General features: G+C 36.9%; 25 protein-coding genes. 13 read left to right on the top strand and 12 right to left on the bottom strand.

Features of this window, described 5'->3' with window-relative positions; genetic code table 11:
- Positions 1 to 18: 18 nt before the first annotated feature.
- From BGP15_RS23250 to BGP15_RS23210, 9 genes are all read right to left on the bottom strand, one after another.
- A complete protein-coding gene (locus tag BGP15_RS23250) occupies positions 19 to 846 on the bottom strand; it encodes an RteC domain-containing protein (protein WP_058699778.1) in 828 nt (275 codons plus the stop codon).
- Between the two features lie 82 nt (positions 847 to 928).
- Positions 929 to 1714: a patatin-like phospholipase family protein gene (locus tag BGP15_RS23245; RefSeq protein WP_058699777.1), complete on the bottom strand. Its 786-nt coding sequence runs from the start codon at positions 1712 to 1714 to the stop codon at positions 929 to 931.
- A gap of 93 nt (positions 1715 to 1807) precedes the next feature.
- Positions 1808 to 2059, bottom strand: a complete 252-nt coding sequence (locus BGP15_RS23240) for a hypothetical protein (RefSeq protein WP_058699776.1) — start codon at positions 2057 to 2059, stop codon at positions 1808 to 1810.
- 43 nt (positions 2060 to 2102) lie between these two features.
- Positions 2103 to 2597, bottom strand: coding sequence for a hypothetical protein (locus BGP15_RS23235; protein ID WP_058699775.1), 495 nt, complete (start codon positions 2595 to 2597; stop codon positions 2103 to 2105).
- Positions 2598 to 2812: 215 nt separating this feature from the next.
- Entirely contained in the window at positions 2813 to 3202 is a 390-nt protein-coding gene (locus tag BGP15_RS23230; protein ID WP_058699774.1) for a DUF2147 domain-containing protein, read from the bottom strand.
- A gap of 48 nt (positions 3203 to 3250) precedes the next feature.
- On the bottom strand, positions 3251 to 3496 hold the full coding sequence (locus BGP15_RS23225; protein WP_058699773.1) for a transporter suffix domain-containing protein: 246 nt from the start codon (positions 3494 to 3496) through the stop codon (positions 3251 to 3253).
- An 11-nt stretch (positions 3497 to 3507) separates the two neighbouring features.
- Positions 3508 to 4818 (bottom strand): TolC family protein, encoded by a 1311-nt coding sequence (locus tag BGP15_RS23220; RefSeq protein WP_058699772.1) that lies wholly within the window; start codon positions 4816 to 4818, stop codon positions 3508 to 3510.
- On the bottom strand, positions 4818 to 7898 hold the full coding sequence (locus tag BGP15_RS23215) for an efflux RND transporter permease subunit (protein ID WP_058699771.1): 3081 nt from the start codon (positions 7896 to 7898) through the stop codon (positions 4818 to 4820). The genes BGP15_RS23220 and BGP15_RS23215 overlap by 1 nt, the downstream gene beginning before the upstream one ends.
- An 18-nt stretch (positions 7899 to 7916) precedes the next feature.
- Complete coding sequence (locus tag BGP15_RS23210) at positions 7917 to 8942, bottom strand: efflux RND transporter periplasmic adaptor subunit (RefSeq protein WP_058699770.1); 1026 nt, start codon at positions 8940 to 8942, stop codon at positions 7917 to 7919.
- A gap of 156 nt (positions 8943 to 9098) precedes the next feature.
- On the opposite strand from BGP15_RS23210, the gene BGP15_RS23205 reads away from it, so the two are divergent.
- The 3 genes from BGP15_RS23205 to BGP15_RS23195 all read left to right on the top strand — a co-directional run bounded on the left by BGP15_RS23205 (position 9099) and on the right by BGP15_RS23195 (position 11934).
- Positions 9099 to 9971, top strand: coding sequence for a helix-turn-helix domain-containing protein (locus BGP15_RS23205; RefSeq protein WP_058699769.1), 873 nt, complete (start codon positions 9099 to 9101; stop codon positions 9969 to 9971).
- Positions 9972 to 10065: 94 nt separating this feature from the next.
- Positions 10066 to 11274: a TlpA family protein disulfide reductase gene (locus BGP15_RS23200; RefSeq protein WP_058699768.1), complete on the top strand. Its 1209-nt coding sequence runs from the start codon at positions 10066 to 10068 to the stop codon at positions 11272 to 11274.
- A 240-nt stretch (positions 11275 to 11514) separates the two neighbouring features.
- Complete coding sequence (locus BGP15_RS23195; RefSeq protein WP_058699767.1) at positions 11515 to 11934, top strand: LytR/AlgR family response regulator transcription factor; 420 nt, start codon at positions 11515 to 11517, stop codon at positions 11932 to 11934.
- A gap of 362 nt (positions 11935 to 12296) precedes the next feature.
- On the opposite strand, the gene mobC is transcribed toward BGP15_RS23195, so the two are convergent.
- From mobC to mobA, 3 genes are all read right to left on the bottom strand, one after another.
- On the bottom strand, positions 12297 to 14297 hold the full coding sequence (mobC, locus tag BGP15_RS23190) for a conjugal transfer protein MobC (RefSeq protein ID WP_058699766.1): 2001 nt from the start codon (positions 14295 to 14297) through the stop codon (positions 12297 to 12299).
- Between the two features lie 107 nt (positions 14298 to 14404).
- A complete protein-coding gene (gene mobB, locus BGP15_RS23185) occupies positions 14405 to 15706 on the bottom strand; it encodes a conjugal transfer protein MobB (protein ID WP_058699765.1) in 1302 nt (433 codons plus the stop codon).
- On the bottom strand, positions 15703 to 16146 hold the full coding sequence (gene mobA / locus BGP15_RS23180; protein ID WP_058699764.1) for a conjugal transfer protein MobA: 444 nt from the start codon (positions 16144 to 16146) through the stop codon (positions 15703 to 15705). The genes mobB and mobA overlap by 4 nt, the downstream gene beginning before the upstream one ends.
- A gap of 732 nt (positions 16147 to 16878) precedes the next feature.
- Between mobA and BGP15_RS23175 the strand changes: the two genes are divergently transcribed.
- From BGP15_RS23175 to traJ, 10 genes are all read left to right on the top strand, one after another.
- Complete coding sequence (locus BGP15_RS23175) at positions 16879 to 17646, top strand: ParA family protein (protein ID WP_058699763.1); 768 nt, start codon at positions 16879 to 16881, stop codon at positions 17644 to 17646.
- A 12-nt stretch (positions 17647 to 17658) separates the two neighbouring features.
- A complete protein-coding gene (locus BGP15_RS23170; RefSeq protein ID WP_058699762.1) occupies positions 17659 to 18063 on the top strand; it encodes a DUF3408 domain-containing protein in 405 nt (134 codons plus the stop codon).
- Between the two features lie 10 nt (positions 18064 to 18073).
- Entirely contained in the window at positions 18074 to 18346 is a 273-nt protein-coding gene (locus tag BGP15_RS23165; protein WP_176221477.1) for a DUF3408 domain-containing protein, read from the top strand.
- A 2-nt stretch (positions 18347 to 18348) separates the two neighbouring features.
- Positions 18349 to 18984 (top strand): hypothetical protein, encoded by a 636-nt coding sequence (locus BGP15_RS23160; protein ID WP_058699761.1) that lies wholly within the window; start codon positions 18349 to 18351, stop codon positions 18982 to 18984.
- Between the two features lie 30 nt (positions 18985 to 19014).
- Complete coding sequence (locus tag BGP15_RS23155) at positions 19015 to 19824, top strand: hypothetical protein (RefSeq protein WP_058699760.1); 810 nt, start codon at positions 19015 to 19017, stop codon at positions 19822 to 19824.
- Between the two features lie 197 nt (positions 19825 to 20021).
- Positions 20022 to 20327: a DUF4134 domain-containing protein gene (locus BGP15_RS23150; RefSeq protein ID WP_286770825.1), complete on the top strand. Its 306-nt coding sequence runs from the start codon at positions 20022 to 20024 to the stop codon at positions 20325 to 20327.
- 11 nt (positions 20328 to 20338) lie between these two features.
- Positions 20339 to 20671: a DUF4133 domain-containing protein gene (locus tag BGP15_RS23145; RefSeq protein WP_058699758.1), complete on the top strand. Its 333-nt coding sequence runs from the start codon at positions 20339 to 20341 to the stop codon at positions 20669 to 20671.
- The gene (locus BGP15_RS23140; RefSeq protein WP_058699757.1) at positions 20668 to 23157 is read left to right on the top strand and encodes a TraG family conjugative transposon ATPase; all 2490 of its coding nucleotides are present in this window, start codon (positions 20668 to 20670) and stop codon (positions 23155 to 23157) included. Before BGP15_RS23145 ends, BGP15_RS23140 begins: the two co-directional genes overlap by 4 nt.
- Before the next feature lie 37 nt (positions 23158 to 23194).
- A complete protein-coding gene (locus BGP15_RS23135) occupies positions 23195 to 23827 on the top strand; it encodes a DUF4141 domain-containing protein (RefSeq protein WP_058699756.1) in 633 nt (210 codons plus the stop codon).
- A 3-nt stretch (positions 23828 to 23830) separates the two neighbouring features.
- Positions 23831 to 24826 carry a conjugative transposon protein TraJ gene (gene traJ, locus BGP15_RS23130; RefSeq protein WP_058699755.1) on the top strand — a complete coding sequence of 332 codons (996 nt, stop codon included), beginning with the start codon at positions 23831 to 23833 and terminating at the stop codon, positions 24824 to 24826.
- Positions 24827 to 24834 lie beyond the last annotated feature (8 nt).

Here is a 24834-nt window from a genome sequence, read left to right as displayed (position 1 = left end):
GTAAATATAAATAAACTCTCACTTATCGTCCTGTTCATCCATTTTTTTGCTTAAAACATCTCTAAGAGAGTCTAGAAACTTGGTTTTGTTGATTTTCCTATTACGTAGTTCTAAATAAGTATGATAAAAATCACCGATATCTACATTAAACATTCTTGAAAACACTCTTGAGATCTGTTTGATATCAGCATGACCATAATCCAATACCCCCTGAGCTTGCAAGGCATAAATAAGTTCAACTAATGCAGCTTTACTTCCTGTCCAGTTCAAAGAATAGTGTGGACTTTTTGCACTTGAAATGTTTGAAAGCCCAAAAATTCTGTCTTCAATATATAGTTGGATAAGATCATTTGCTAAAATTTTTGCAACTTTATAATCATGGCTAGTACAGAATCTATGATCTGTCTCAAAATAATAACTATCTAAGCTTAGTTTGATATCATATTTCCCTCGCAAAAAATATTTATCATCTAGGTAAGTACTATTTGTTCTGTAATATTTGTAAAACTCAAGATTATTATCAAAATATAGCTTCAATTTTGTAATCTCATTTTTTAGATACTTTTTCGTTACCTTATCTCCACCATAAGGGATTTTAGCCTCAATCTTATAAATACCGTTGTAATAAATCAACTTAGCAACAAACTGCGGTTTTATCTTCTTAAAAAAGCAGATTTCTTCATTAGCATCTTTAAAACCCTTTTCAATGATAAACTCCTTTACCTCGTTGAGTTTTTTTTGTGCAATTTCAATTGCGTCTTCTGCAAGCAACATTGTTTTATCACATGATAAATCATTTAGGTGGTCATTTAGCTGCTGTAATTTTTCATAACAGTATTTTTTCATCTATTAAATTGTTGCGATTTTTGAGTTATGAAACTTAATATGATATTTATCCAATAGGCAATAGTCTACTAATGTTTTATACTCAACAGTTATTATCCTGTCTTAAAGACAGCAAATCATCTTCAAATTTTTTAGCATGTTCATATCCTATTTGATATATTTCATCCATATGTTTTGTGTCGAAAGTTGAAAACTTTCGAAGTTCTCCCGGCTGTATAAAGACGTCGCAGTAATTTGCTCCTTCTTTATCTATTTTTGAAGTAATTATTCGGATAATGCGGTCCATGATTTCACCATATCCCATATGTCCCCTTGCAATCTCAATAGAATTTACATCCACTCCAACACTCTTTCCGCATGTTGCATTTATGTGTTCAACAGGAAAATTATTTAGTATACCTCCATCGCATAATATAGTATCATTATGATAATTGACGGGGACAAAGACCATAGGGAAACAACATGAAGATTTAATTGCCAAACTTAGGCAGCCCTGATTGAACACCAACGACCGAGCATTACTCAAATCAGTAACAGAAACATATAATGGGACTTTGAGCTGCTCAAAACTGTTATGAGGGATATATTTGGTAATAATCCTTTCAAATATATCTGGACTGAACATTCCTCCATTACCTCGAAATAAATCTGTGTAATTGAAAAACTTTTCTGTTTTTGCAAATTTGAAAATCTCTGCAGGACTGTAGCCTTCCGCAATAAAGGCACCAATAAGTGCACCTGCGCTTGCACCTGAAATAGCATCAAATGAGATTCCTAACTCTTCCATACATTGGAGAACACCAAGGTGAGCTATTCCTCTAAACCCACCTCCTGAAAGTGTAATCCCAATTTTATTATTTACTATCATTATTCAATTCCCCTTCCTACTTATAGATTATAATTATTCGACATTATTAGTGTCTCTAGTCCGTAATTTTTGAGACTTTATCTGACTTAGGAATTACATTATAAATACCTTATACTCCCTGCTAGGTGTCGGTGGAACTAACATTGTTTTAACCCACGAGGGATCTAGCGCTTTGCCTTCACTGTCTAGGAAAGAGTTCGTAATTATTCTTGCCAAGTCTTCAGGATTGCCACCGATTAACGGCTTACCCTCAAAATAGAGCTCGTTATGTAGCTGAAAAAAAATATCTACAACCTGCTCCACAGAACAGTTGATCTTTATTTTTTTAGAATTTACTTTATCCATAATCTTTTATTTTTTGTTACTAAGAGCTTTTACTGACGTTCCGTCATCTTTTTTGATTGCTCAAATTCGTTCGAAAACCTAAAGCGATATTGGTACCACCAAGCTTACTGTCAAAGACATGAGAACGCCGTAGAGCATTGAAATGCTGTAATTCGATATACAATGCAAATTTTTTATTAACACGATATGATGCAAAACCACCCAATCTATAAGTCTCGTAAGCTTTTGTTTCCGAGCGCGTATTGATACTGGCAACACTTCCCTGAACCTCGGTAAAAGGGCTTGTGAGCCATAATAAACCAAACCCAGTAAAACCCCCAATTTCAATTCTGTCACCAATAACTGTATTTGATCCGATATCTACGAACGCACCGATTAAAGAGCGATTCCCCTTGTTTATAACGGAAAATCCATCGACTGATCTACTATTTGTAAAACTGTAAAGTGATATCTCATATACGGCTCTGAAGAATATACTCTTGTTGTACCGATATTGGAAGCCAGTCATCGTTCTTATACCAATATTACTATGCTTCATAAAATCTGAACGCGGGATGCTGAGTCCAAATGAAGTAGTAATCTCTATTTTATCTCTATAGCTGTTACTTATGGTGTCTTGAGAAAATACGTAGTTGCTAAAAAAAAACAAAAAAGCAATTATTATACAACACCTATTATTAGATGGGATCATTTTCCCAATGATTTAAATTATTACATACAATCATTTGACATTTAAAATTTATATTACTAAGTCTATAATTTCGTCCAAATTTCACTATGCCAAATAAATCCCCATTTAAGCTTAAATGTCAAACTCTTTCCATCACCATCACTGATAATCCACATACTTTGATATTCTTTATCGTCGTTTAGGTCAATTGAAGTTCCTTTATATTCACCTTTTGATGTTTCAAGTATGTTCTTAGCCACTACTTTTCCATTATTTAACTTTTCTTTCTGTTTGGGAGCTTCTAATTGTTTGATATTAAAACCTTTTCCTACTTTGTAGACTTCGACTATCATTTTATCTTTTGAAAGCCACTTTCCTGTAAATTTATCTTCCTTATTCTGCCCATAAGCTGAGCAGATAAGAAATAGAAATGCTGTCAAAAATATTACTGTAAAATTTACGCTCTTTTGCATGTTTTCATTTTTATTGATTAGTGAACCATTTAAAATTTATTAATATACCTAGTTTTCTTTGGTGTTCTTACTGAATAAGTTCTTGAACCACTGCTTGATTTTACCCCAATATTCTTTTCCAAGAAGTGCAATAGCTGATACAAAAAATACCTCGCCGACAATAACCACCGTTGTTGTCACAATTGCCTTATTAGGGATATCAGTAAATGGTATTATGGGTGCACCAACCCAGCATATGAGCGTGATGCCAAAGAATATAAAACCAAGTGTCTTTTTAAAATTGCTTTTATCCATTGTTGTATAATTTATCTTCCGGTTTCTCTAAGATAGAGGTATCTAGCAACTAGAAATCCCGTGTATGCTTCTGTGTACTGATCTCTGCTCTGTTGTAATAGTGACTGGGCATCAATAAGATCGCTTAATATGCTTAGCCCATTCTGATATTGGTCTTTATTTATTCGCACATTTTCCTCAGCTGTCTCAATGGCCTGTTTGGCCAATAGTAACTTATTGTAATTTTCATTTAATTTGTTCCAATAACTTTGGAACATCACAAATAGCTTTTGATCAGTATCTTTTTTCTCGTATTCTGCCCTGTCTATCTGAGTTTGCTTTTTACGGAGATTGTAAGAACCGCCCCACCAGTCTGAAATGGGAAGGGTTAAAGTTGCATGAACCATAGTAGACGGATTTCTATTTTTAAAAATATCATTGTATTGGTAATATCCAGCTCCAACACCAAAGTATGGAAGCAATTTACCACGTTCTATTTTCTTTTCCAGTTGTTTAGCTTCAATGTTTTTACTTAGGAGCTTGTGCATATTCGTATTTGTTACGGCCTGGTTATGATCCACAAGGAGAGTAACGGGATTGGAAATATACTCTTGATCCTTGGTTTCTATTTCGAATTGACCACCATCTACATTCATTAACTGTGCAAGCTGAATTTTTAATAAACTGATACCGTTTTCTAGTTCTACACTAGCTGTCTTTATCTCGTTCTGTTTCAACTGTACCTGCAATAAATCGTTTCTATTTGTAACGCCTGCATCTACAGCAACTTTAACGTCGCTGAAAAGATTATCAGCTAGATTTTTCATTACATCAATAGTTTTGCGTTTCTCATATAGGGATACTAATGTCCAATAGTATTGTTCTACGTTTACTAGTAAATTCTTTTCAGCTTCCTGAGTCTGATATTTACTGACATCTTCGCCTAACTCTGCTAATTTATTTCCATAATAAATCTGTCCTCCTGTAAAAACGGGCTGTTCTAAAGATATACCTAGCATATAGCCATTTTTCCTGTCCCTTACATTGGGCATTCCCGGAAAACTTGAACCAAGCATGTTTATCATTTCTGCGGATTCTTTGCCAATCATTCCTTCTTTAAGATGATAACCTAATCCGAAGGCACTTACTTTTGGAAAATAATTGGTAAAAGCTTCCTTTTTAGTTAAAGATGCTTCCTCCATAGACAAACGATCAGCTTTTAGCGCATTGTTATTCTTTAACGTGAGTTCTTTGCACTGTTCCAGCGTATATGTAGTCTGTGCTGAAGCAGCACTTGTAGCCAAAAAAAGAAGGGCAAAAAATATATAGTGAAGAGATTTCATTATTTTACGATTTTAGTATCCTGTTTTCTGTAAACGAGCCAATAAGAAACAGGCAGGATTGTTAATATAAAGACCATGGAGAATAGTGCTCCGAAACAGATGATAGCTGCCATTGGTCCCCAGAGAGGGCTTCCAACAACCAACATCGTAATTACACCAACTGAAGCGGCTACCGAAGTCAATACAATTGGCCTCATCCTTCTTTTTCCAGCTTCCAATGCAGCTTCTTTTACTGTCATTTTCTCGTTTTTTCTAAGCTTATCAGCATAGTCAAAAAGGATAATACCATTCCTCATTACAATACCGATTAGACATACGAATCCCAGAACTGAAGTCATTCCGAATTCAAATCCGGTTACCCATATTCCAAATGCGGCACCGAAAAAACAGAGTACGGTTGATGCCAGCGTCAGGTTGGCCAGACTGATTTTCTTGTAGTGAAAAACAAGTACAAAATAGATGATGAATATGGCTATCAACAGAGCAATAAGCGTTTGCGGAACTGACTCTTCATTTGATTCTGAAACACCACCATATTTAACTTCAACATTCTTATAGTCATCTTTTTTAAGAAGGGAATCTACCAAGGTACTTACCTTAGGAAATATATCATTTGGATTTACATTTCGCTTAAGATCGGCAAGTACAGACATCGTATAAATGCCATTGCGTGTGTTTATCTGTCCATCTCTCCAAGCAGGCGAAACTTCGGCAACTTGATTCAACGGTACAGATACACCAGCCATGTTTGGCACATATATATCACCTAAACGATTAAGTTGCCTTAGGCTGTCTACTTCACCTCTCAACGTGATATTCATCTTGTAGTCATCCTCCCAAACATTTGTTATATCAAAGCCTTTATTAATCACACCAAGTTCCTGTGCCACAGAATTGTTAGAGATTCCCTGACGATTAGCAAGTTGTTGGTCTATATTTATCTGTACCGACGACGATGGATTTTCTGCATCGTTATGTACCCAAAGGAATTCATCCATTTTAGATAAATCACGGATCAGCTCTTTAGACATGGATTTCAATGTGGTTTCATCGGCACCTGTCAATCTTACTTCTATAGGATAGCGTACTACCTCATTATCTAGCTGCTTAAAGAAAACATAAGCTCTCGGGAAATGAAAGGCATATTTGTCTGCATATTCATTCAGTATTTCTTCTGTAGCTTTATTTGATTTGGTGTTAACAATAAATTGAGCGTAGTTTTTCGAAGGCATATTGGGTGAATAACCTGAATGGAAACGAGGGGAGCTTGCTCCGATAAAAGAAGTAATGGATAGTACCCTATCATCTTTTTTCAAGACTTTTTCCAGACTGTCAGCCACTTTTTCGGTTTGAACCAAAGAATTGCCCTGTGGAAGATAAATTTCTACTGCAAATAGATCACGTTCAGCAATAGGCATCATTCTCATCTTGGCATTTCCCAGCATTAACATAGCCAACACCACAGAAGTAATTAAGATAGATAGGGTTAATACCGGACGTTTAAAGAATACCGGAAGAAGCTTATCATAACCTGACTGAATTCGGTCAAGAAAACTTTTCTTGGTGTCTTCCTTATCTTTATGCAAACCTTTTTTTATCAGGATATACTGCATAAAAGGAATGATAAACAAGGCTACTGCAAGAGAAACAAAGAGTGTGATTGTAAGCGTCCACGGGTAAGAAAACATAAAGTCTTTATTCGGTCCTTTCAGTGTGATAAGAAAGGGGAAGAACGTAACGCTAATGATAAGTGTTGCAGAAACCAGAGATTTGAAATACTCTCCCGCACCTGCAATTGATGCATGCCAGCGGGACATGCCCTCATCAAGATGCTCAATGTAGCTATCTACTATAACGATACAGTCATCTACGATAAGACCGAGTACAACTATGAGTGCTGCAAACGTAACAACATTTAATTCGAAACCTGCTGCATACATAATTCCCAATGAGATAAAAATCGTAATGGGAATAGAAGTAGCTGCTACTGCTGCAACACGTACGGGCATAAAAAATACAGTAACAAGTACAACCGAGATTATGGCTATAAGCATCTCGATCAGAAACTCATCGACTGATTTTTGTACAACTTTTGATTGATCGACAATGGTACTGATTTTAACATCGGAAGGAAGTTTGGCTCCTTCCTCTAAAAGGATGGAGTTTAATTCCTTTCCGAAACGGGTAATATCATTCCCTGTCTGCATTTCGACAGACATCAACAAGCACTTTTTTCCGTTATTCTTGATAAAATTATCTGGTGTAGGATATTCTCTCACAATATTCGCTACATCCTTTAACCGAAGTATATCCGTTTGTCCATCACCCCTGATAATTTGATTGGCAATGTTCTGTTCGGTCTGATTCGCAGTATTTAGATAGATTGGGACTGACATATCTCCGTTATCTATATCACCTGCATACCCTTTCAGTCCTTGTGTATAGAGTACTTCTCCGATTTCCTGAACCTGAATGCCATTTTTTGCCATTTTTCCTTTATCTAGATAGATGGCTATCCTTTCTTTCTGCTCTCCTGATTTTGTCAACTTTGAAACTTCGGGTACCTGTCTTAGTCTCGATTCTATTTTCTCCAAATAGCCTTCAAGCTGTCGGTAAGTTTTACTTTCGGACTCGACTGAAAACAGTAAAGCTGAAGTTTCACCGAACTCTGAATCTACTACCAGCGCCAATACCTCGGGAGGCAGTTCCTGTTTAAGTTCATTTAAGCCGTGTCTTATTTTTGCCCATACCTCATCCTTGTTTTTTACATAATCATTCAAGGTAATGTAAACGTAAACAATACCGTCTTTAGACTGTGAATAGGTAGCCTTTCTTTTTACTTCTTTATATTTGAAAAGATGTTCTTCCAAAGGTTTGGTCAGTTGTTTTGCGACCTGTTCTGAATTAGCTCCGGGGTATATTCCCGCAATAATCCCCTGATTTATATTTACAGTTGGATATTCTTGTTTGGGCATATAGAGAAGCCCACCAATTCCCGCTAGTAGAAGTAACGCCGTTACTAAAAAGACAACTTTATGGTAACGCATAGCCCATGCTACTGCTTTAATATTATTTGCCATTTCTTATAGTTCAAGTTTTTAGTTAACGATAACTTTAGATCCTTCAAAGATTTTTTGAAAACCTTCGGTAACAATCCGGTCTCCTTCTCCAATACCTTCTAAGACAACCACGCCATCTGAAGTCAGTTCTCCTATTTTCACTGTTTGTTTTGACACAGTATTGTCTTTACTGACCTTCCACACATACCGTTCATTCCTTGCAGAAATTTGAATTACAGAAATTGGAAGTGAATAGCCTGTCAAGTTATCCGATTTAAATGTAATGTTACAGTCCATCCCCGGAAGCAGTTCGTCGCTGCCATTTAGAATATCTACCTTAACCGTATATGCTCTGGAATATGGATTGGCCACAACTCCCTTCTCGATAATTTTTCCGGTATAAGTCTTATCCAGTGTCTTTAAGTAGATATTTGCATCATCACCGATTTTCAACTCTTTTATATCATTCTCGGGAACAGAAACTTTAACCCGTATTTTTTCTACTTTAAGTACTGTAAAAACCGGCATACCAGCAGCTACATTTGCACCCAGATCAATACCCTTGGTCCCGATTACTCCACTGTAAGGGGCATAGAGGTTACAGTCTTCTACATCCTTTAGAGCAAGAGACTCTGCAGCTTCTGCCTGTTCAAGAATAGATTGAGCTTCAATAATCTTGATCTCAGGTAAACTCTTGTTATCATAAATAATCTTAAGTCTCTGATAGGCATCCTTAGCTTGCTTTTTCTGGGACTTTGCTACCTCATAAGCCTTTTGGTAACGGCCTTTATCCAAAGTTGCTAAGAGTTGACCTGCATTGACCTTACTTCCTTCGGAAACAAGTATCTGCTTTACATTTCCAGCAACCTGAAAACTTAGCTGGGTCTGCGCAGACTCTTCGACGGAACCGATATACTTTCTCTGTCCGTCAATATCATTCAGTGCAATCAATACTGCCTTTACTGGAATCTGCTGTTCATTTTGGATTTCCTTTTCTTTGTTCTTACAGCTTGTAATGAGAAAAAGGATAAAAGAGGCGATTGCTAAATAGTTTCTAATTTTCATACCGATTAATTCAATATTTTAACATTGCAAAGTTCCGTTCTACAGCATATATTAAAAAGGTCACACATTCCTAATTTATAGTCAGATGGTACTATTTTTGGAATAATAGACGGATAAATTGAAAAAAATGGTTTATTTGTCTTAAAAGATAATGTGATGATGAAACAAAAAACTATTTACACCTTGGAAGTTTCACACCTGAATTTGGCGGATGATAATCTGAGGAACGATTTTGCGATATCAGATACAAGTGAAGATATTATTGGAATAACGCTCGAACATCCGGTAAAGATTAATTCCTTACTTGTTGGTATATGTATAAAAGGGAACGGTAATATGAAAGTCAACTTAAAATCTGTTCCGCTATCTGAAAGAGACGTCATAGCACTCTCTCCCGGCACTATCATCCAATATGTGCCAGAAGAAATAAGCAGTGATTTTATGATGAAATATATGTCAATATCTCTTGAGTTCGTCGCTGCTTTCGATGCTTCATATCTCTATCCCGATGCAAGACAGACGTCTTATTTTAAAGCCGATATTGAAGAATATAATATATTATTAAAGCTTTATGATAATCTGCTTGAAAAATATAATCGGAAAGATAATTTGTTCAGAAGACAGATCATACAGCATTCATTATTGTCAGGCATGTACGAGTTTGCGCTGATTGAAAAAAACCATACATATTTAAATACCGAAGGCCTGACAAAAAAGGAAAAACTAGTTTGGGAGTTCTATCAGCTCTTATTTAAACACTACAAGAATGAAAAAGACACATTGTTCTATGCCGAAAAGCTATTATTATCGACCAAATACTTATCGACGATCATAAAACAACAGACAGGAAAGACGGTCAACGAATGGGTCTTTGAATATATTATAGCGGAAGCAAAGGCTCTTATTAAATCTTCAAAAATTACCATTAAAGAATTGGCAGAACATTTTAACTATGCTGATGCCACATCATTTGGTAAATTCTTCAAAAAACAAGTAGGTATGACACCAAATGAATACAGAAAAAATTAATAAGGCTAATAGAAGGATATTAATAAAATGATAGTTGCCCCCCCAAATTGTGTTTTTAGTGGTCTATTACTATAGATAACCTAATTAAAAGAAAATGGAAAAAAAATGTATGATTATCGTGACAATTTTGCTTTTAGTAGTAATGGCTACTCCAATAAAAGCAATTGGGCAAATTGTTGTTGAGGAACAGTCAACTACTTACCTCTATAATGCAATAAAATCTGAAACAGATCCAATTAGCATTGAAAAAATGCTTGTTCAAATGGAAAAGCAGTCTGCATCGGAACCAAGAGATGCCATGATATTAGATGCTGGCCGATACATAGCCGCTAAAGCTTATGCCCACGCAGGAGATGCTCAGAAGGCAAACTACTGGATGAATAAGATTAATAATAAAAGTTGGAAGACAAGCAGTTTATCTACAGTTACTCGAGCTCTTATCGAAGCTGGGATGCTGAATGATGCTGAAGAACTTGTAAAGCCTTTTTTGGGTCAAACTGGATCAAACAACTTTCACTACGGTTTGATTCTCTATAAACGTAAGGAGTTTAAAGCTGCATTGGAGTATCTAAAGCCTAATAATGAAGACAAGTCTGATTTTTTAAGTGCAGATGCTGAAATTTATCCTTTCGCACTGATCGAAGCTGATAAACAGCTGGATGCTTTCAATGAAGTTAATAGATTACTGAAAATTTCGGCAAATAGAAGTGATAGATTCAAAGATGCTTCAAGAAAGTTATTTCAAAATAAATATGGTGACGAGATACGCTATGAATTTCTGCTCGATTCTATGGAAACTGTGGACCATAATAGCACATTGACAAAAATAGCAAAAATGGAGACTAACCAATTGGCTCCAGATTTTGAACTTAAAGATTTAAACGGAAAAAGCGTTTCGTTAAAAAGTCTAAAGGGTAAAATCGTTATCTTAGACTTTTGGGCTACTTGGTGCCAGCCTTGCATAGCCTCTTTCCCGGGTATGCAGAAGGCCGTAGATTACTACAAAAACGATGATAGCGTTGTTTTTATGTTTATTCATACCCAAGAAAAAAGCCCAAATGCTGCTGATGATGCTAAAAAGATGCTAATTGCAAGGGGAAACCGATTTGATGTTTACATGGATTTAAAGGACGAGGTTCTTGGAAAAAGCCCTGTTTCAGCTGCCTATAAAATTTCTGGACTTCCTGCTAAATTCTTTATTGACAAGAATGGTTTTATACGTTACAAAAACGTTGGTTATATAGGTGTGGATGAAGCTATACCTGAAATCAAAACCATTGTGGATAAATTAAAAGCGGAATAAGCAACACACAATTCACGCTGATATAGCGAAGTTAATGGGATTGAAATCGACAAAGATGTTCAATTGTTATTAGCATGTACGTATGACACCAAATTAATGTAAGTATTTCTAGTGATCAAATGTGTATAGGGTCTTGTATGCAATGTCTTTAAGTCAGAATCATTTTTAATAGGTCCTATTTAATTTTCAATAATACCAATAGAATTTTCACTTAATTAATCACCACTATCTATAAACAGTATGAGAATTTTAATTATAGAAGATGAAGACTTAAATGCTCGTCGCCTAAAAAGATTGTTAGAAGAATTGGAACCTAACTGTGAAATTTTGCAAATAATTGATACAGTTAAGGATGCAGTTTCCTGGTTAAATTTAAACAATTCACCAGATTTAATTACAATGGATATATGTTTGGCTGATGGGGTTAGTTTTTCCATATTCGATCAGTCAATTATTAAATGCCCGATAATATTTACAACTGCCTATGATGAATATACTTTTAGAGCATTTAGTAATAATAGTGTAAGTATAGAATACTTAATGAAACCCATTCAGAAGGACGAACTTGCTGCTAGCTTAAATAAAATTAAACTATACCTCGGAAAGGAGGATTTATTCCCTGTTTTTAATTCGAGAAATCTAAGAGGGGATTATAAATAATCACTTTGTGTATCGTAATTTTTTGCCTGATTGAAGTTGTTAAATATTTTAAAATATACCTCTTTTGTGTTCAGTATAAAAAAGTTTCTATTTTTTACAGATTTTGTATTTCCATCAGTCATAAAAATGAGGAATCACAAAAGAAATAGATTCGTCTAATGTCAAACCGTTTTCTATTAAAAAGGGAAAGAACAAAGTCATATAATAAAAATTTAAAAGCTACAGTAAATACCTCTATTTACTGTAGCTTGTTCTAAACAGAATAGTGCATCAATGATTCTAATAATTATTTATTCAGTATTATTAAAAGGTTGAAAAAAAGCTTAGTGAGCATTAACACTACTAAGAGAAGTGTAGTTTATCTATAGGTCTTTAAGTAAGTGCGTTAAATTAGAATCATTCTTGATTCGATCTATTTCATTTGCAATAATACCTATAACATCTTTCTTTACCTGCTTGTAATTAGCTTCAATTTGTTCTTTCATATTATCAGCTCCATGTGAATCGTTAAAAGATAAAATCTCTGGTATTTTTTTAAAAGCTTTGGTTTCGGCAGCAACTTTGTCGTTATCTACTACAATTTCAGAATGAAAAATCTTCTGTTCAATACGTTCGTCAAAATTGTCGGAAACAGCTCCCACGAACATTCCTTGTGTAAGTGTAGAAATCTTAGATGCAGGTATTAAGCTATCTAACTGTGTGGATATTGAAGTAGATTTATCATTCCTGTTAATTGTCAAGCTTTGACGTTTTTGCAACACTTTCCCGAAACGTTCCGAAAGATTTTTAGCAGTTTCTCCCACTACCTGACCACTAAAAATGTTACCGACAGTGTTCTGAATTACTTTAGCTTCTTTATCTCCATAATCACGGATTAATTGAGAATAGTCTTGAAAGCCTAAACATACTGCCACTTTATTACTTCTGGCCGTTGCAATCAGGTTATCCAATCCTCGAAAATAAATTGTCGGTAACTCATCGATGATGACAGAACTCTTTAACTGTCCTTTTTTATTAATGAGTTTCACAATTCTTGAATTATATAAACCCAATGCCGCTGAGTAAATATTTTGACGGTCTGGATTATTACCTACACATAAAATCTTAGGCTCCTTCGGATTGTTGATATCCAGAGAAAAGTCGTCACCGGTCATTACCCAATATAATTGTGGAGAAATCATTCTTGATAATGGGATTTTAGCAGAAGCAATCTGTCCTTGCAGTTGGTCTTGTGCTCCGCCCTGCCAAGCATCCATAAAGGGCGATAAATAATTTTCCAAATCAGGATAAGACGTCAGAATAGTGAATACATCAGAGTATTTTTTATTCAGTAATTCAATAGCGTGTGGAAAAGTGCAGTATTTGCCGCTGTCATAGATTTTCAGAAACCAGATGATTGCTGCCAGCAAAATAATTGGTGATTCAACGAAAAAATCCCCTTGCTTCTGGATCCAGCTTCTATTAAGATTCAACATAATCGTGTAAGCAGCTTCATAAGCATCAGAGATATCCGTCATAAAAACCGGGTTAAGTGGATTGCAACGATGACTTTTACGAGGATCATCAAAATTAATAACATAAAATTGAGGCTGTACCTTGTATTTATCTCGGTGTTTTAGTAAATGGTTATATGCAATAGTAGAAAGGTCGTCAAATTTAAAATCATAGATATACATTGAAAACCCTTTTTCTATATGCTGTCTAATATAATTATTTACAACTGCGTATGATTTGCCTGAACCTGGCGTGCCTAATACAATTGTTGCCCTGAAAGGATTCACTACGTTAATCCAGCCTTCATTCCACTTTCCCTTGTAATAAAATTTAGTAGGTAAGTTTACAGAATATTCGTTTTTCATCAGTTTGGTTTCTTGCTGAAAACTCTCATTCTCATTATTAAATACATCATCCATTAAATTCGTGCGGAGCAATCTGGTAATCCAGACACCCGCCTTCATCAAAGAAATGTAACCTAATGCTGTAGTAAAAATGTAGAGAGATGTACCTATAAAGGGAGACAGTTTTAGTAAAGGTGTATTGAGAAAAAACAGAATAAAACCAATTACCAAGGCGGTGTTTATTTTTGTCCATGTTATTTTTTCGTTCTTTACACCTTTGGTTCCAAGACAGCTTAATGCCAGCAATACCAATGCGAAAATTTTGGTGTAAAGGTTGTGAGCAAAAAGCCCCGCCGTTCGGTTAAAGTTGGCTAATATTTTGCCTATTATTTCTAATGTCCAGCCACGCTCCAAAAAGAAACCAAAGCAGAACCAGTAAAAGTGCATCAGTACAATGATGATACTGACCGCACGCATGAAAGCCATAATCTTGGCTAAACCTCTTAAATCGTCTTCTCCTTGCATAATTTGTAATGATTAAAATGACAGAGAGTGAATTTAGAGTCTGTTCGGGTTGGTTTTGGATAAACGGTAACCGATGGCGTTCGGTGGCATTGTTTGGTTTGATGTTTCTATTTACCTCTTTTTCGTTTCCTTTTCTTCTTCATTCTATTGGCAAATTCTTGTTCCTCGTAATCTTCGTCCTGTACATCGGGAAGCAGACTGCCCAACCCCTCTATCAGATCAGGCTCATTATAGGCAGGTTGTTCCTTGTTCAGAAAATCAAAAAGCTCGTGTGGTGTTTCGGACTCTTCCTTAGTATTATTCTGGGATGAGCGGCTTGAATGTGTTGTATTGTCATTTGTGGTTTGCTTCCTATTTTCTATTGCCTGTTCATCCCACCATTTATTAAATACATTAGCAGATAGATTTTTACCCAATTGCGAGCCGTTCCATACGGTACGGCTTTCGTGGTCTATAAAAGTCATTCCATAAATACGACCTTCATCATTCCTGCGGACAACGGTATTAATGCCCTGCTCCAATAGCTGCTTCTTAAAATCTGTTTCATTATTGGATGTATGCATACCAGCTTCAATAGTATTTTTAAGCACCTCTTTTGCAGGGTTGGTTTTCATATTTTCCTTTGATTTTTCAAAGTGTTTTTCAAGCTGGGTCATTCCTGCTTCTTTGCCAAACAGTGAAGACTTGAACGGATTACTTGCCTTTTGTCCATACTCATTTAAAGCAAAATACACTAAACCCTGTTTTGGTTGACCGTGTAATTCACCTTTAACTTCTTCGGAAGTTATATTAAAAAGAGAAAGTAAAGCGTTGTAAGCTCCTAGACTTTGGTACTGATAATATTTGGGCAAGTGGCGGGTAACGGATGCTATTTGGCTTTTTATATCTCCTTTGGTATAATCCACGGATTTAAAAATTCGGTCACTATTTGACTGGTATTGCTCTGTAGCGGGCTTCAAATCATATTGCTGTTCCAATTTCCTGCATACAGCCATTGAACGTGGATGATCATAACTGTCCGGTATTTTTGCACCGTTGAGTTGCACGCAGGTGGTTACGATATGTATATGGGTGCGTTCAATATCGGTATGCTTGAATACCACATACGGCTGATTGCCATAACCCATTTCTTGCATGTATTGCTCCGCTATATTTCTGAACTGCTCATCACTAACCTTATCCGCAGGGTCAGGATTCAGCGAAATGTGACGAACAGGCTTTTCTGTTTTGTTATTTGCCAGCAAATAAGGCTCGAAATAGCGGTTGAGAAAAGCGGTAGTGTAGTTGTCGTTCAGCACTTCGGGTATCTTATTCGTGAGCAAAACATGTCCATTTTCCTCGTGCACTTTAAGCAGATTGTAAGAAATTGCTCCGATCATGTTCGCACCTTTTCCAATTTTTGCTATCATTTTTCTTCGCTTTTGTATAGGTATTTTGTTTCAAACTCCTGCGTTAATTGGATAACTTGTTGACATAATGTCGCCATTTCTGCGGTTTGCTTTTCCAATTTAAAGAGATAAGCAGCGGCTTTCTTCTCTGAAAAATTGCGATAAAGTATCTTCACTATCTGGTTATAATTTATACCAACTGCTCTAAACTGGCTGTATAATTTGGTCAGTTGTGCATGGTAATCCATAGCAGCTACATCAATTTTAACCGTCTTAATCTCCCGTTGTAGTAAAAGAGAAATAATAAATTTTGCTTTGTTGCTTATACCTGACGCTTCAAAAAGCGACAGGAGTTTCGCATTCTCTTCGTCATTCAGACGAAAAACATGGCGGTGCGTGCTTGGGTTTAGCTTTGGCTTACGTCCGCCTTTGTTCTGTTTGTTGTTACTGTTCTCATTCATCACAAATCCATTTTAAAATTTTATAAAACCCCGACTTTGGAGGGTGTTTTTCGGCTCCCGGCAGGGCAAGTTGTTTTGGGGCACGAAATACGTTTCGAGTGCCTCAAAACATAACTTGCTCTATTCTGGTGAATAGAAAATCCGCCCTGCGGGACGGATTCTATTTAGTGGAAAAAGCAGCTTCATGCTGCTTCTTATTTTACCTTTCTTGATGGAATAGCATTCTATCAAACCGTCAGAAAAACCCCCTTTGCAAAGTAAAGGTTGATTTTATAAACTATTGATATATAGAATACTGCCAAAGTATTCCGTTAAAAGCCAAAGTGTACAACGCTTTAAAAACCACCTCTATTAATCGCTTTCTTTGTTTCAAGGTTCTACAGAAAGCTTTGAAAAAAACAGTAAAGAAAAAAGTAAAAAAAGAGATATGTATCTGTGCAAATCCTGTAAAAAATAAAAGCATAAAGTTTTAAAAATATAAAAACGCTAAAACGTAAAAGCGGTAAATAAGAAAAGCAGAAAAGAAAGTTTAACTGAAGTAAAGCATATTTCTACCTGCAAAACTTCACGGATTGAAATTTTACAATCAGGTTTCATGTGAATGAAAAAGGGAAAAACGACAAGCAATTACGCAAAAGGTAAAAAAGAAATATTAGAACAAAGAAAGGTACAAATGAAGGTTTTTGTTTGCCTGTACCGATTTAAAGAAAAGCATCAATAAATTTTTAAATAATGGAAACGACAAAGAAAACTTTAAAAATCAGCTTCTACACACAAAAGGGAGGTGTAGGCAAATCAACGATCACTACGCTGTTGGCTAGTGTGCTGCACTACCGTTTAGGTTACAACGTACTAGTAATGGATTGCGACTTTCCGCAACACAGTTTAACCAATATGCGTGCGAGGGATTTAAAAACGGTCATGGAAAATGACTATCACAAGAAAGCTGCTATGAAGCAGTTTCAGACTATCAATAAGAAGGCCTACACCATCGTCAAGAGCAAAGCGGAAAACGCATTGGAAAACGCATTTGAGCAGACAGAAAAATCGAAGGTAGAGCCGGATATTATCTTTTTCGACCTTCCTGGAACTGCAAATACAAAGGGAGTATTATCGACTTTAAAAACGATGGATTTTGTGTTTTCACCGATTACGGCAGATCGACTGGTGGTAGAAAGTACATTGGGCTTTACCAAGGCCTTTCTTCACTTACCAGAAACAGAAACCGGAAACAAAGATCTGGCAATATGGTTGTTTTGGAATCAAGTAGATGGTAGGGAAAAAACAGGTTTGTACGACGCATATCAAAATGTCATAGAGGAGTTGGGATTGCCAATTATGGAAACTCGCATTATGGACAGCAAGCGTTTCCGAAAAGAAACAGACGATACAGGAAATTATGTATTCCGTTCCAGTCTGCTCCCTGCCGAACCGCAATTGCTGAAAACCACCCGCATGGATGCTTTTGTGCAGGAATTTTTAAAAATTATTCACCTGTAAAACCGATGATGTATGGCAACAGATAACAAACGAAAAGACTTTGAGAAACCGGATGTTGATGAGGAATACCTGATGAACATCATGAGCGGTGACCAGCCTGTCCCTGACAAACCAATTCCCAAATCACAAGAGGAAATAAAAGAAAGCAAACCACGTGAGCGATCTCGTTCGACTTCTACCAAAAAAGTAGATTATGAAGAAACCTTTTTAGTCAATCGCTTTCCGTCAGGGCGTAACGGTAAAGTAGTCTATATCCGTCCTGAATATCATGAAAGATTAATCCGCATTGTTCAACTCACACGGGAAGATAAAACTACTCTTTATTCATATATAGATAGTATTCTTGAACATCATTTCAAGGAATTTGGTGATGATATTACCGACTATTTCAATGAAAGATATAAACCTATTATATAATAGTTTCATTATGAAAAATACAAAACAAAAAAAGAAAGCAACATTAAGAATAGATCAGTACAAAACTGAATTTCTTCAGTCGAAAGGCGTTAAGGCAAGAGATAGCAAAACAGCCTATATCAGTACAGAGTTTCACGAAAAGTTATCGCTTATCGTCTTTATGATGGGTGGAGGTAAACTGACTATTACTGATTACCTACACAATGTGCTGAAATACCATTTTGAGGATTTCGGAGAGGAACTCACAGCCATTTATAACGCAATCGACAAACCTAAATTATAGCTATGGAAACAGCAATTCTTATATCCCTATTAATTGTCATTGTCCTGCTGTTGCAGGACAAGGTGGTTATCAAAAGAAATCCAAAACAGGAGAAGCAAATTCCTAGTCAAAAGCGAGAATTTTTAGATATTATGGGAAAACCCAAGCCGATTGAACGCCTTTCTCCGCCAAAGAATACCACTAAAGGACAACTTGAAGATAAAGAGGAAAAACCTGATAATTTTGAAGAAGAAAGATCCCTAAAAGGGTTTGCTAAAGAAATTCCGCAGGAAGAGCTAGATGAAGTTTTTAATACCGAACCTGATTTGGAGGAAGAGGAAGAAGAATGGAACGGGTATGGAACTTATGAGGAAGAAAACGGTTTTGCCACAGGGGTTACCTTTGAAGAACTAAGTACCGTGGGGATGTTGCTCCAAAAAGAGAAATTGGAAACAGCTCAGAAGGAAACAGCGGTGGGAATAGTTCAGAAAATACAGGGAACCGATCTTTTTAGTCTACTGGAAAACTCAATGGAGGGTGCTGCACAGAAAATTGCAGCGTTGTTGGACAGTGGTGTTCCCGGTAAAGAAATGGACTCTGGTTCTTCCAATTTGCGGAAAAATAATATTAATGATTTTGACATTGGGGAGTTTGTATAGACTCTCCTTTGTGTTTTAAAACGTTAAGGTATGGAAAAAGAACTGAAAGAATTTGATATCCACGGAACAGTGTTTCTTGTGGATGTGAATAAATTAGAACTGAGAGAAAAAGAAGATGAAACGAATATTATTCGGTTTGATGAAATGGAATATTTAGGAAATGGATATCGTTTTGATTACGACGTTGAAAAGAATAGACTTTCATCGGGATGGGGAAATCACGAAGTAACCGTCACTATTCCCGAATTCTCCGTATTAGATCCTATTGGGATGGGGAATAAATATAAGCTATCATTAGATGTCATAAAGAAAAGGAACGACTATGATATCATGGTTGACCCCGTTGCTTATGACCTGCGTGTGAACAAAGGAATGCTGCCCACCATTGATATTGAAGGACACACTTTCTATGTAGATATAAGAATGGATAAACTTAGACCAAAAGATGACTTCCTCTCTAATGGAATTGCTTTTTCACACATAGAAGACTATTTTAATGATAGCTCTGGAACATATCTTATTCCCTACAATCCTAAGACAAGAGAAATGGGCGAAATTGACTATGAAAATATTACAGAAATTCCAAAAAATCTTGTTGTAATAGAATTTCCAAACGAGTTAAAACTGGATCCTATCGGATGGAATAGGCAACACGGATTTGATCTGAAAGATGGGTTAATGGAAGTAGGATTGCAAATGAGTTTTACAGCAAAAAAAGGAAAATGGGAAGACATTTATGTGCCTCAAAAAATCAAAGAGAATTTAGATAAAATTAAAAAAGAAAATAAGAACTCGAATACTCCTTATAATTCAGAAAGGAAAAAGGGTAGAAAAATGTGAGAATATTGTAAAAAGAACGAAACGTCAGCCATCAAAAGGCTGGCGTTTTTTTATACTCAATTTTCATACGAAAAGCCTTTGAAAGCCAAGTTATTCCACTGAACGACACTTTTTAAGAGTGCTTTGTTTTACGTCGCACATTTGTTCCGAAAGCCTGCAAGGTGCAGGAAATCGTAACAAATTAATTCGTTTTAAAGATGAAAAAACAAAGAAAAAAAGTGCTGCTGACAGGTGCGGCTTTGCTGTCAGCATTTGGGGTATTTGCACAGGGAAACGGTTCTGCGGGAATCAACGAAGCCACGCAAATGGTAACCTCTTATTTCGATCCCGCCACACAACTTATTTACGCCATTGGTGCCGTGGTCGGGTTAATCGGAGGTGTTAAAGTGTACAATAAATTCAGTAGTGGTGATTCTGATACAAGCAAGACTGCGGCATCATGGTTTGGAGCTTGTATCTTTTTGATCGTTGCTGCAACTATTCTTCGTTCATTCTTCCTTTAATCCTTTGCCTTATGAGTAAATACAATATTAATAAAGGCATTGGACGTACAGTCGAGTTCAAAGGATTGAAAGCACAGTATCTGTTCATTTTTGCAGGTGGCTTACTGGGTATGCTTGTTCTGGTGATGATACTGTATATGGCAGGCGTAAGTTCTTATGTGTGTCTATTTATTGGAGTTGGAGGAGGCTCTCTTATTGTCTGGCAGACATTCTCTCTGAACCAGAAGTATGGTGAATACGGATTAATGAAAGTGGGTGCCAATAAGAGGCATCCACGTTATATCATCTGCCGGAAACCCGTACATCGCTATTTAAAATTCACCTCTAAATCTGTCGGCTTATGAGAAATGTAGCAAAAGCCACTACGTTGGAAAGCAAGTTCCCATTATTGGCTGTGGAAAACAACTGCATCATCTCTAAAGATGCAGACATTACGGCTTGCTTTCGGGTACATTTGCCCGAACTGTTTACGGTTGCTTCCGTAGAATACGAAGCTATACATTCCGCATGGCACAAGGCGATCAAAACTTTACCGGATTTTACAGTCGTTCACAAACAAGATTGGTATATCAAAGAAAATTACGCTCCTGATATTGCAAAAGAAGATCAAAGCTTTTTAGCAAAATCGTATCAACAGCATTTTAACGAGCGTCCTTTTCTGAATCATTATTGTTACTTGTTTCTTACCAAGACCACTAAAGAACGTATGCGTATGCAAAGCAACTTTAGTTCACTTTGCAAGGGTGTGCTTATCCCTAAAGAAATAAGGGATAAGGAAATCATTCATCGCTTTATGGAAGCTGTGGCACAGTTTGAAAGGATAGTGAATGATAGCGATTTTGTAAAACTGGAACGTCTGAGCGAAGAGGATATCGTCGGAACGAGTGGCAAGCAAGGATTGCTGGAACAGTACCTCACCTTGTCAAGAGATGAGGGAAGGCCTTTACAGGACATTGCTTTGGGGTCTGAAGAAGTTCGTATAGGGAACAAAAGATTATGTTTACATACCTTATCTGATACGGATGATCTACCGGGAACAGTATCTGCTGATACGCGTTACGAAAAATTATCTACAGACCGAAGTGACTGTTTGTTGTCGTTCGCTTCTCCCGTTGGACTACTGTTAAGTTGTAATCACATCTATAATCAATACCTTTTCTTAGATAACAGCGAAGCAAACCTCCAAAAGTTCGAAAAGTCTGCAAGGAATATGCATTCACTGGCAAGGTATAGCCGTGCCAACCAGATTAACAAAGAATGGATAGAACGCTATCTCAATGAGGCTCATTCACATGGTCTGTCTTCCATTCGTGCACATTTCAATGTACTGGCATGGTCTGAGGATCCGATCGAACTAAAACAGATTAAGAATGATACCGGTAGTGCTCTGGCTTTGATGGAATGCAAACCAAGACACAATACTACTGATGTAGCAACTTTGTACTGGGCAGGAATGCCGGGCAATGCCGGGGATTTTCCTTCTGAAGAAAGTTTCTACACCTTCATAGAACCCGCGTTGTGTTTCTTCACAGAAGAAACAAATTACCAAAGTTCACCATCACCGTTCGGTATCAAGATGGCAGACAGGTTAACGGGAAAGCCAATCCATTTGGATATATCGGACTTGCCTATGAAAAAAGGTATCGTCACGAACAGAAACAAATTCATTTTGGGACCTTCAGGTTCGGGAAAATCTTTTTTTACAAACCACATGGTTCGTCAATACTATGAACAGGGGGCACATGTGCTGTTGGTTGACACAGGTAATTCCTATCAGGGATTATGTGAGCTGATCTATGGAAAAACCAAAGGTGAAGACGGTGTTTATTTCACTTATACCGAAGATAATCCTATTTCATTCAATCCATTCTTTACAGACGATGGCATATTCGATATTGAGAAGAGAGAAAGTATCAAAACCCTGATACTAACCTTATGGAAACGAGATGATGAGCCACCGACAAGAGCAGAAGAAGTAGCCTTGTCTAATGCGGTAAGCGGTTATATAGAGCGTATTAAGATCAATGATGAATATCCATCCTTTAATGGTTTTTACGAATATGTACAGAGAGACTACCGCAAAGTATTAGAAGAAAAGCAGGTTCGGGAAAAAGACTTTGACATAGCCAATTTCCTAAATGTTCTGGAACCTTACTACAAGGGAGGTGAATATGATTATCTGCTTAACTCAGACAAACAACTTGACTTGCTGACTAAACGCTTTATCGTATTTGAGATTGATGCTATAAAGGATCACAAAATTCTCTTTCCTATTGTCACGATTATCATCATGGAGGTTTTCATCAATAAGATGAGAAGGTTGAAAGGTATCCGTAAGCTCATCTTAATTGAAGAAGCTTGGAAGGCAATTGCAAAGGAAGGTATGGCTGAGTACATAAAGTATTTGTTTAAAACAGTCAGAAAGTTCTTTGGAGAGGCAATTGTAGTAACGCAGGAAGTGGACGACATCATCCAATCACCTATTGTGAAAGAATCCATTATCAATAATAGTGATTGTAAAATACTGCTCGATCAGCGAAAGTATATGAATAAATTTCATGACATCCAGGCGATGCTCGGGCTCACTGAAAAAGAAAAATCTCAGATCCTTTCTATCAATATGAACAACGACCCCAAACGCTTGTACAAAGAAGTCTGGATTGGATTGGGCGGAACGCACTCCGCCGTTTATGCTACAGAAGTAAGCATGCAGGAATATCTCGCATACACTACGGAAGAAACCGAAAAAATGGAGGTTATGCAGCTTGCTAAGGAACTCGACGGTAATGTAGAACTCGCTATAAAACGAATTGCTGAAGAGCGAAAATAGAAATCAGGTAATTATTAATCAATTAAAAATCAATAAAATGAAAAAAATCATGTTAATGGTGTTCACGGTAATTATACTGGCTGTTACACCTTCTGCCAAGGCACAATTTGTTGTCACTGACCCAGCTAACCTGGCTTCCGGCATTCTTAACAGTGCTAATGAAATCATACAAACATCTTCCACAGTTTCCAATGTGGTCAAAAATTTTAAGGAAGTAGAAAAGGTGTATAAACAAGGTAAGGAATATTACGACAAGTTGAAAGCGGTCAGTAATCTGGTAAAAGATGCGAGAAAGGTACAGCAAACTGTCTTACTTGTTGGAGACGTATCTGAAATGTATGTACAGAATTTCGGCAAGATGATGAACGATCCGAATTTCTCACAACAAGAATTGGCTGCTATCGCCAATGGTTATTCTGCACTATTGAATGAAAGCACGGAGCTACTGAAAGAATTGAAGCAGATTGTTTCCTCATCCAGTCTTTCATTAAACGATAAAGAACGTATGGATATCATCGACCGTGTTTATAAAGAAGTTAAAGAGTACCACAGCCTTGTACGGTACTATACCAGTAAAAATATTTCGGTCAGTTTTCTAAGAGCTAAAAAGAAAAATAATAGCAAAAGAGTACTTGAACTTTACGGAAATCCTGAACAAAAATACTGGTAAACTATGGAATTTAATAATCTTCATGAAGTTCTACGCTCATTGTATGATGAGATGGTACCTCTGTCCGCCGATATGGCGGCTGTAGCAAAAGGACTCGCCGGATTGGGGGCTCTGTTTTATGTAGCTCTCAAAGTATGGCAGGCACTCAGCCGTGCAGAGCCTATAGATGTATTCCCCTTACTACGTCCGTTTGCTTTGGGATTGTGCATTATGTTTTTTCCAACTATGGTTTTGGGAACTATCAATGCGGTACTCAGTCCCATAGTAAAGGGCACTCATGCTATACTGGAAAACCAGGTGCTTGACCTTAATGAGTTGCAAGCTCAGAAAGACCAATTGGAATACGAAGCTATGGTACGAAATCCCGAAACCGCCTATTTAGTTTCCAATGAGGAATTTGACAGGAAGCTTGAAGAATTGGGATGGTCACCCTCTGACATTGCTACGATGTCGGGAATGTATATGGAACGTGGTATGTATCAAATGAAAAAATGGATAAGGGATGCTTTTCGGGAATTTCTGGAAGTACTCTTTCAGGCAGCCGCTCTGGTCATAGATACCATACGGACGTTCTTTCTGATTGTCTTGTCCATTCTGGGACCAATAGCCTTTGCTATTTCTGTGTGGGATGGGTTTCAGAGTACGCTCACACAATGGCTCACACGGTATATCAGTGTGTATTTATGGTTACCTGTGGCTGATTTGTTCAGTTCTATGCTTGCCAAAATACAATCATTGATTCTTGAAAGAGATATAGAGATGCTTGCCGACCCAACCTATATCCCTGACACTTCAAATACGGTTTATATCATTTTTATGATTATCGGTATCGTAGGATACTTTACCGTTCCTACAGCCGCAGGCTGGATCATTCAGGCAGGAGGTGCCGGAAACTTTATGCGTAACGTGAACCAGACTGCTATGAAAACTGGAAATATTGCCGGTGCCGGTGCTGGTTCTACCGCAGGTAATATCGGAGGAAAATTAATGGGTAAATAATAAAATTT

The sequence above is a fragment of the Sphingobacterium sp. 40-24 genome (assembly GCF_001899705.1).
Lineage (GTDB): Bacteria > Bacteroidota > Bacteroidia > Sphingobacteriales > Sphingobacteriaceae > Sphingobacterium > Sphingobacterium multivorum.
Note: the sequence above shows the minus strand (reverse complement) of the source record. Positions and strands in the feature narration are given on the sequence as shown.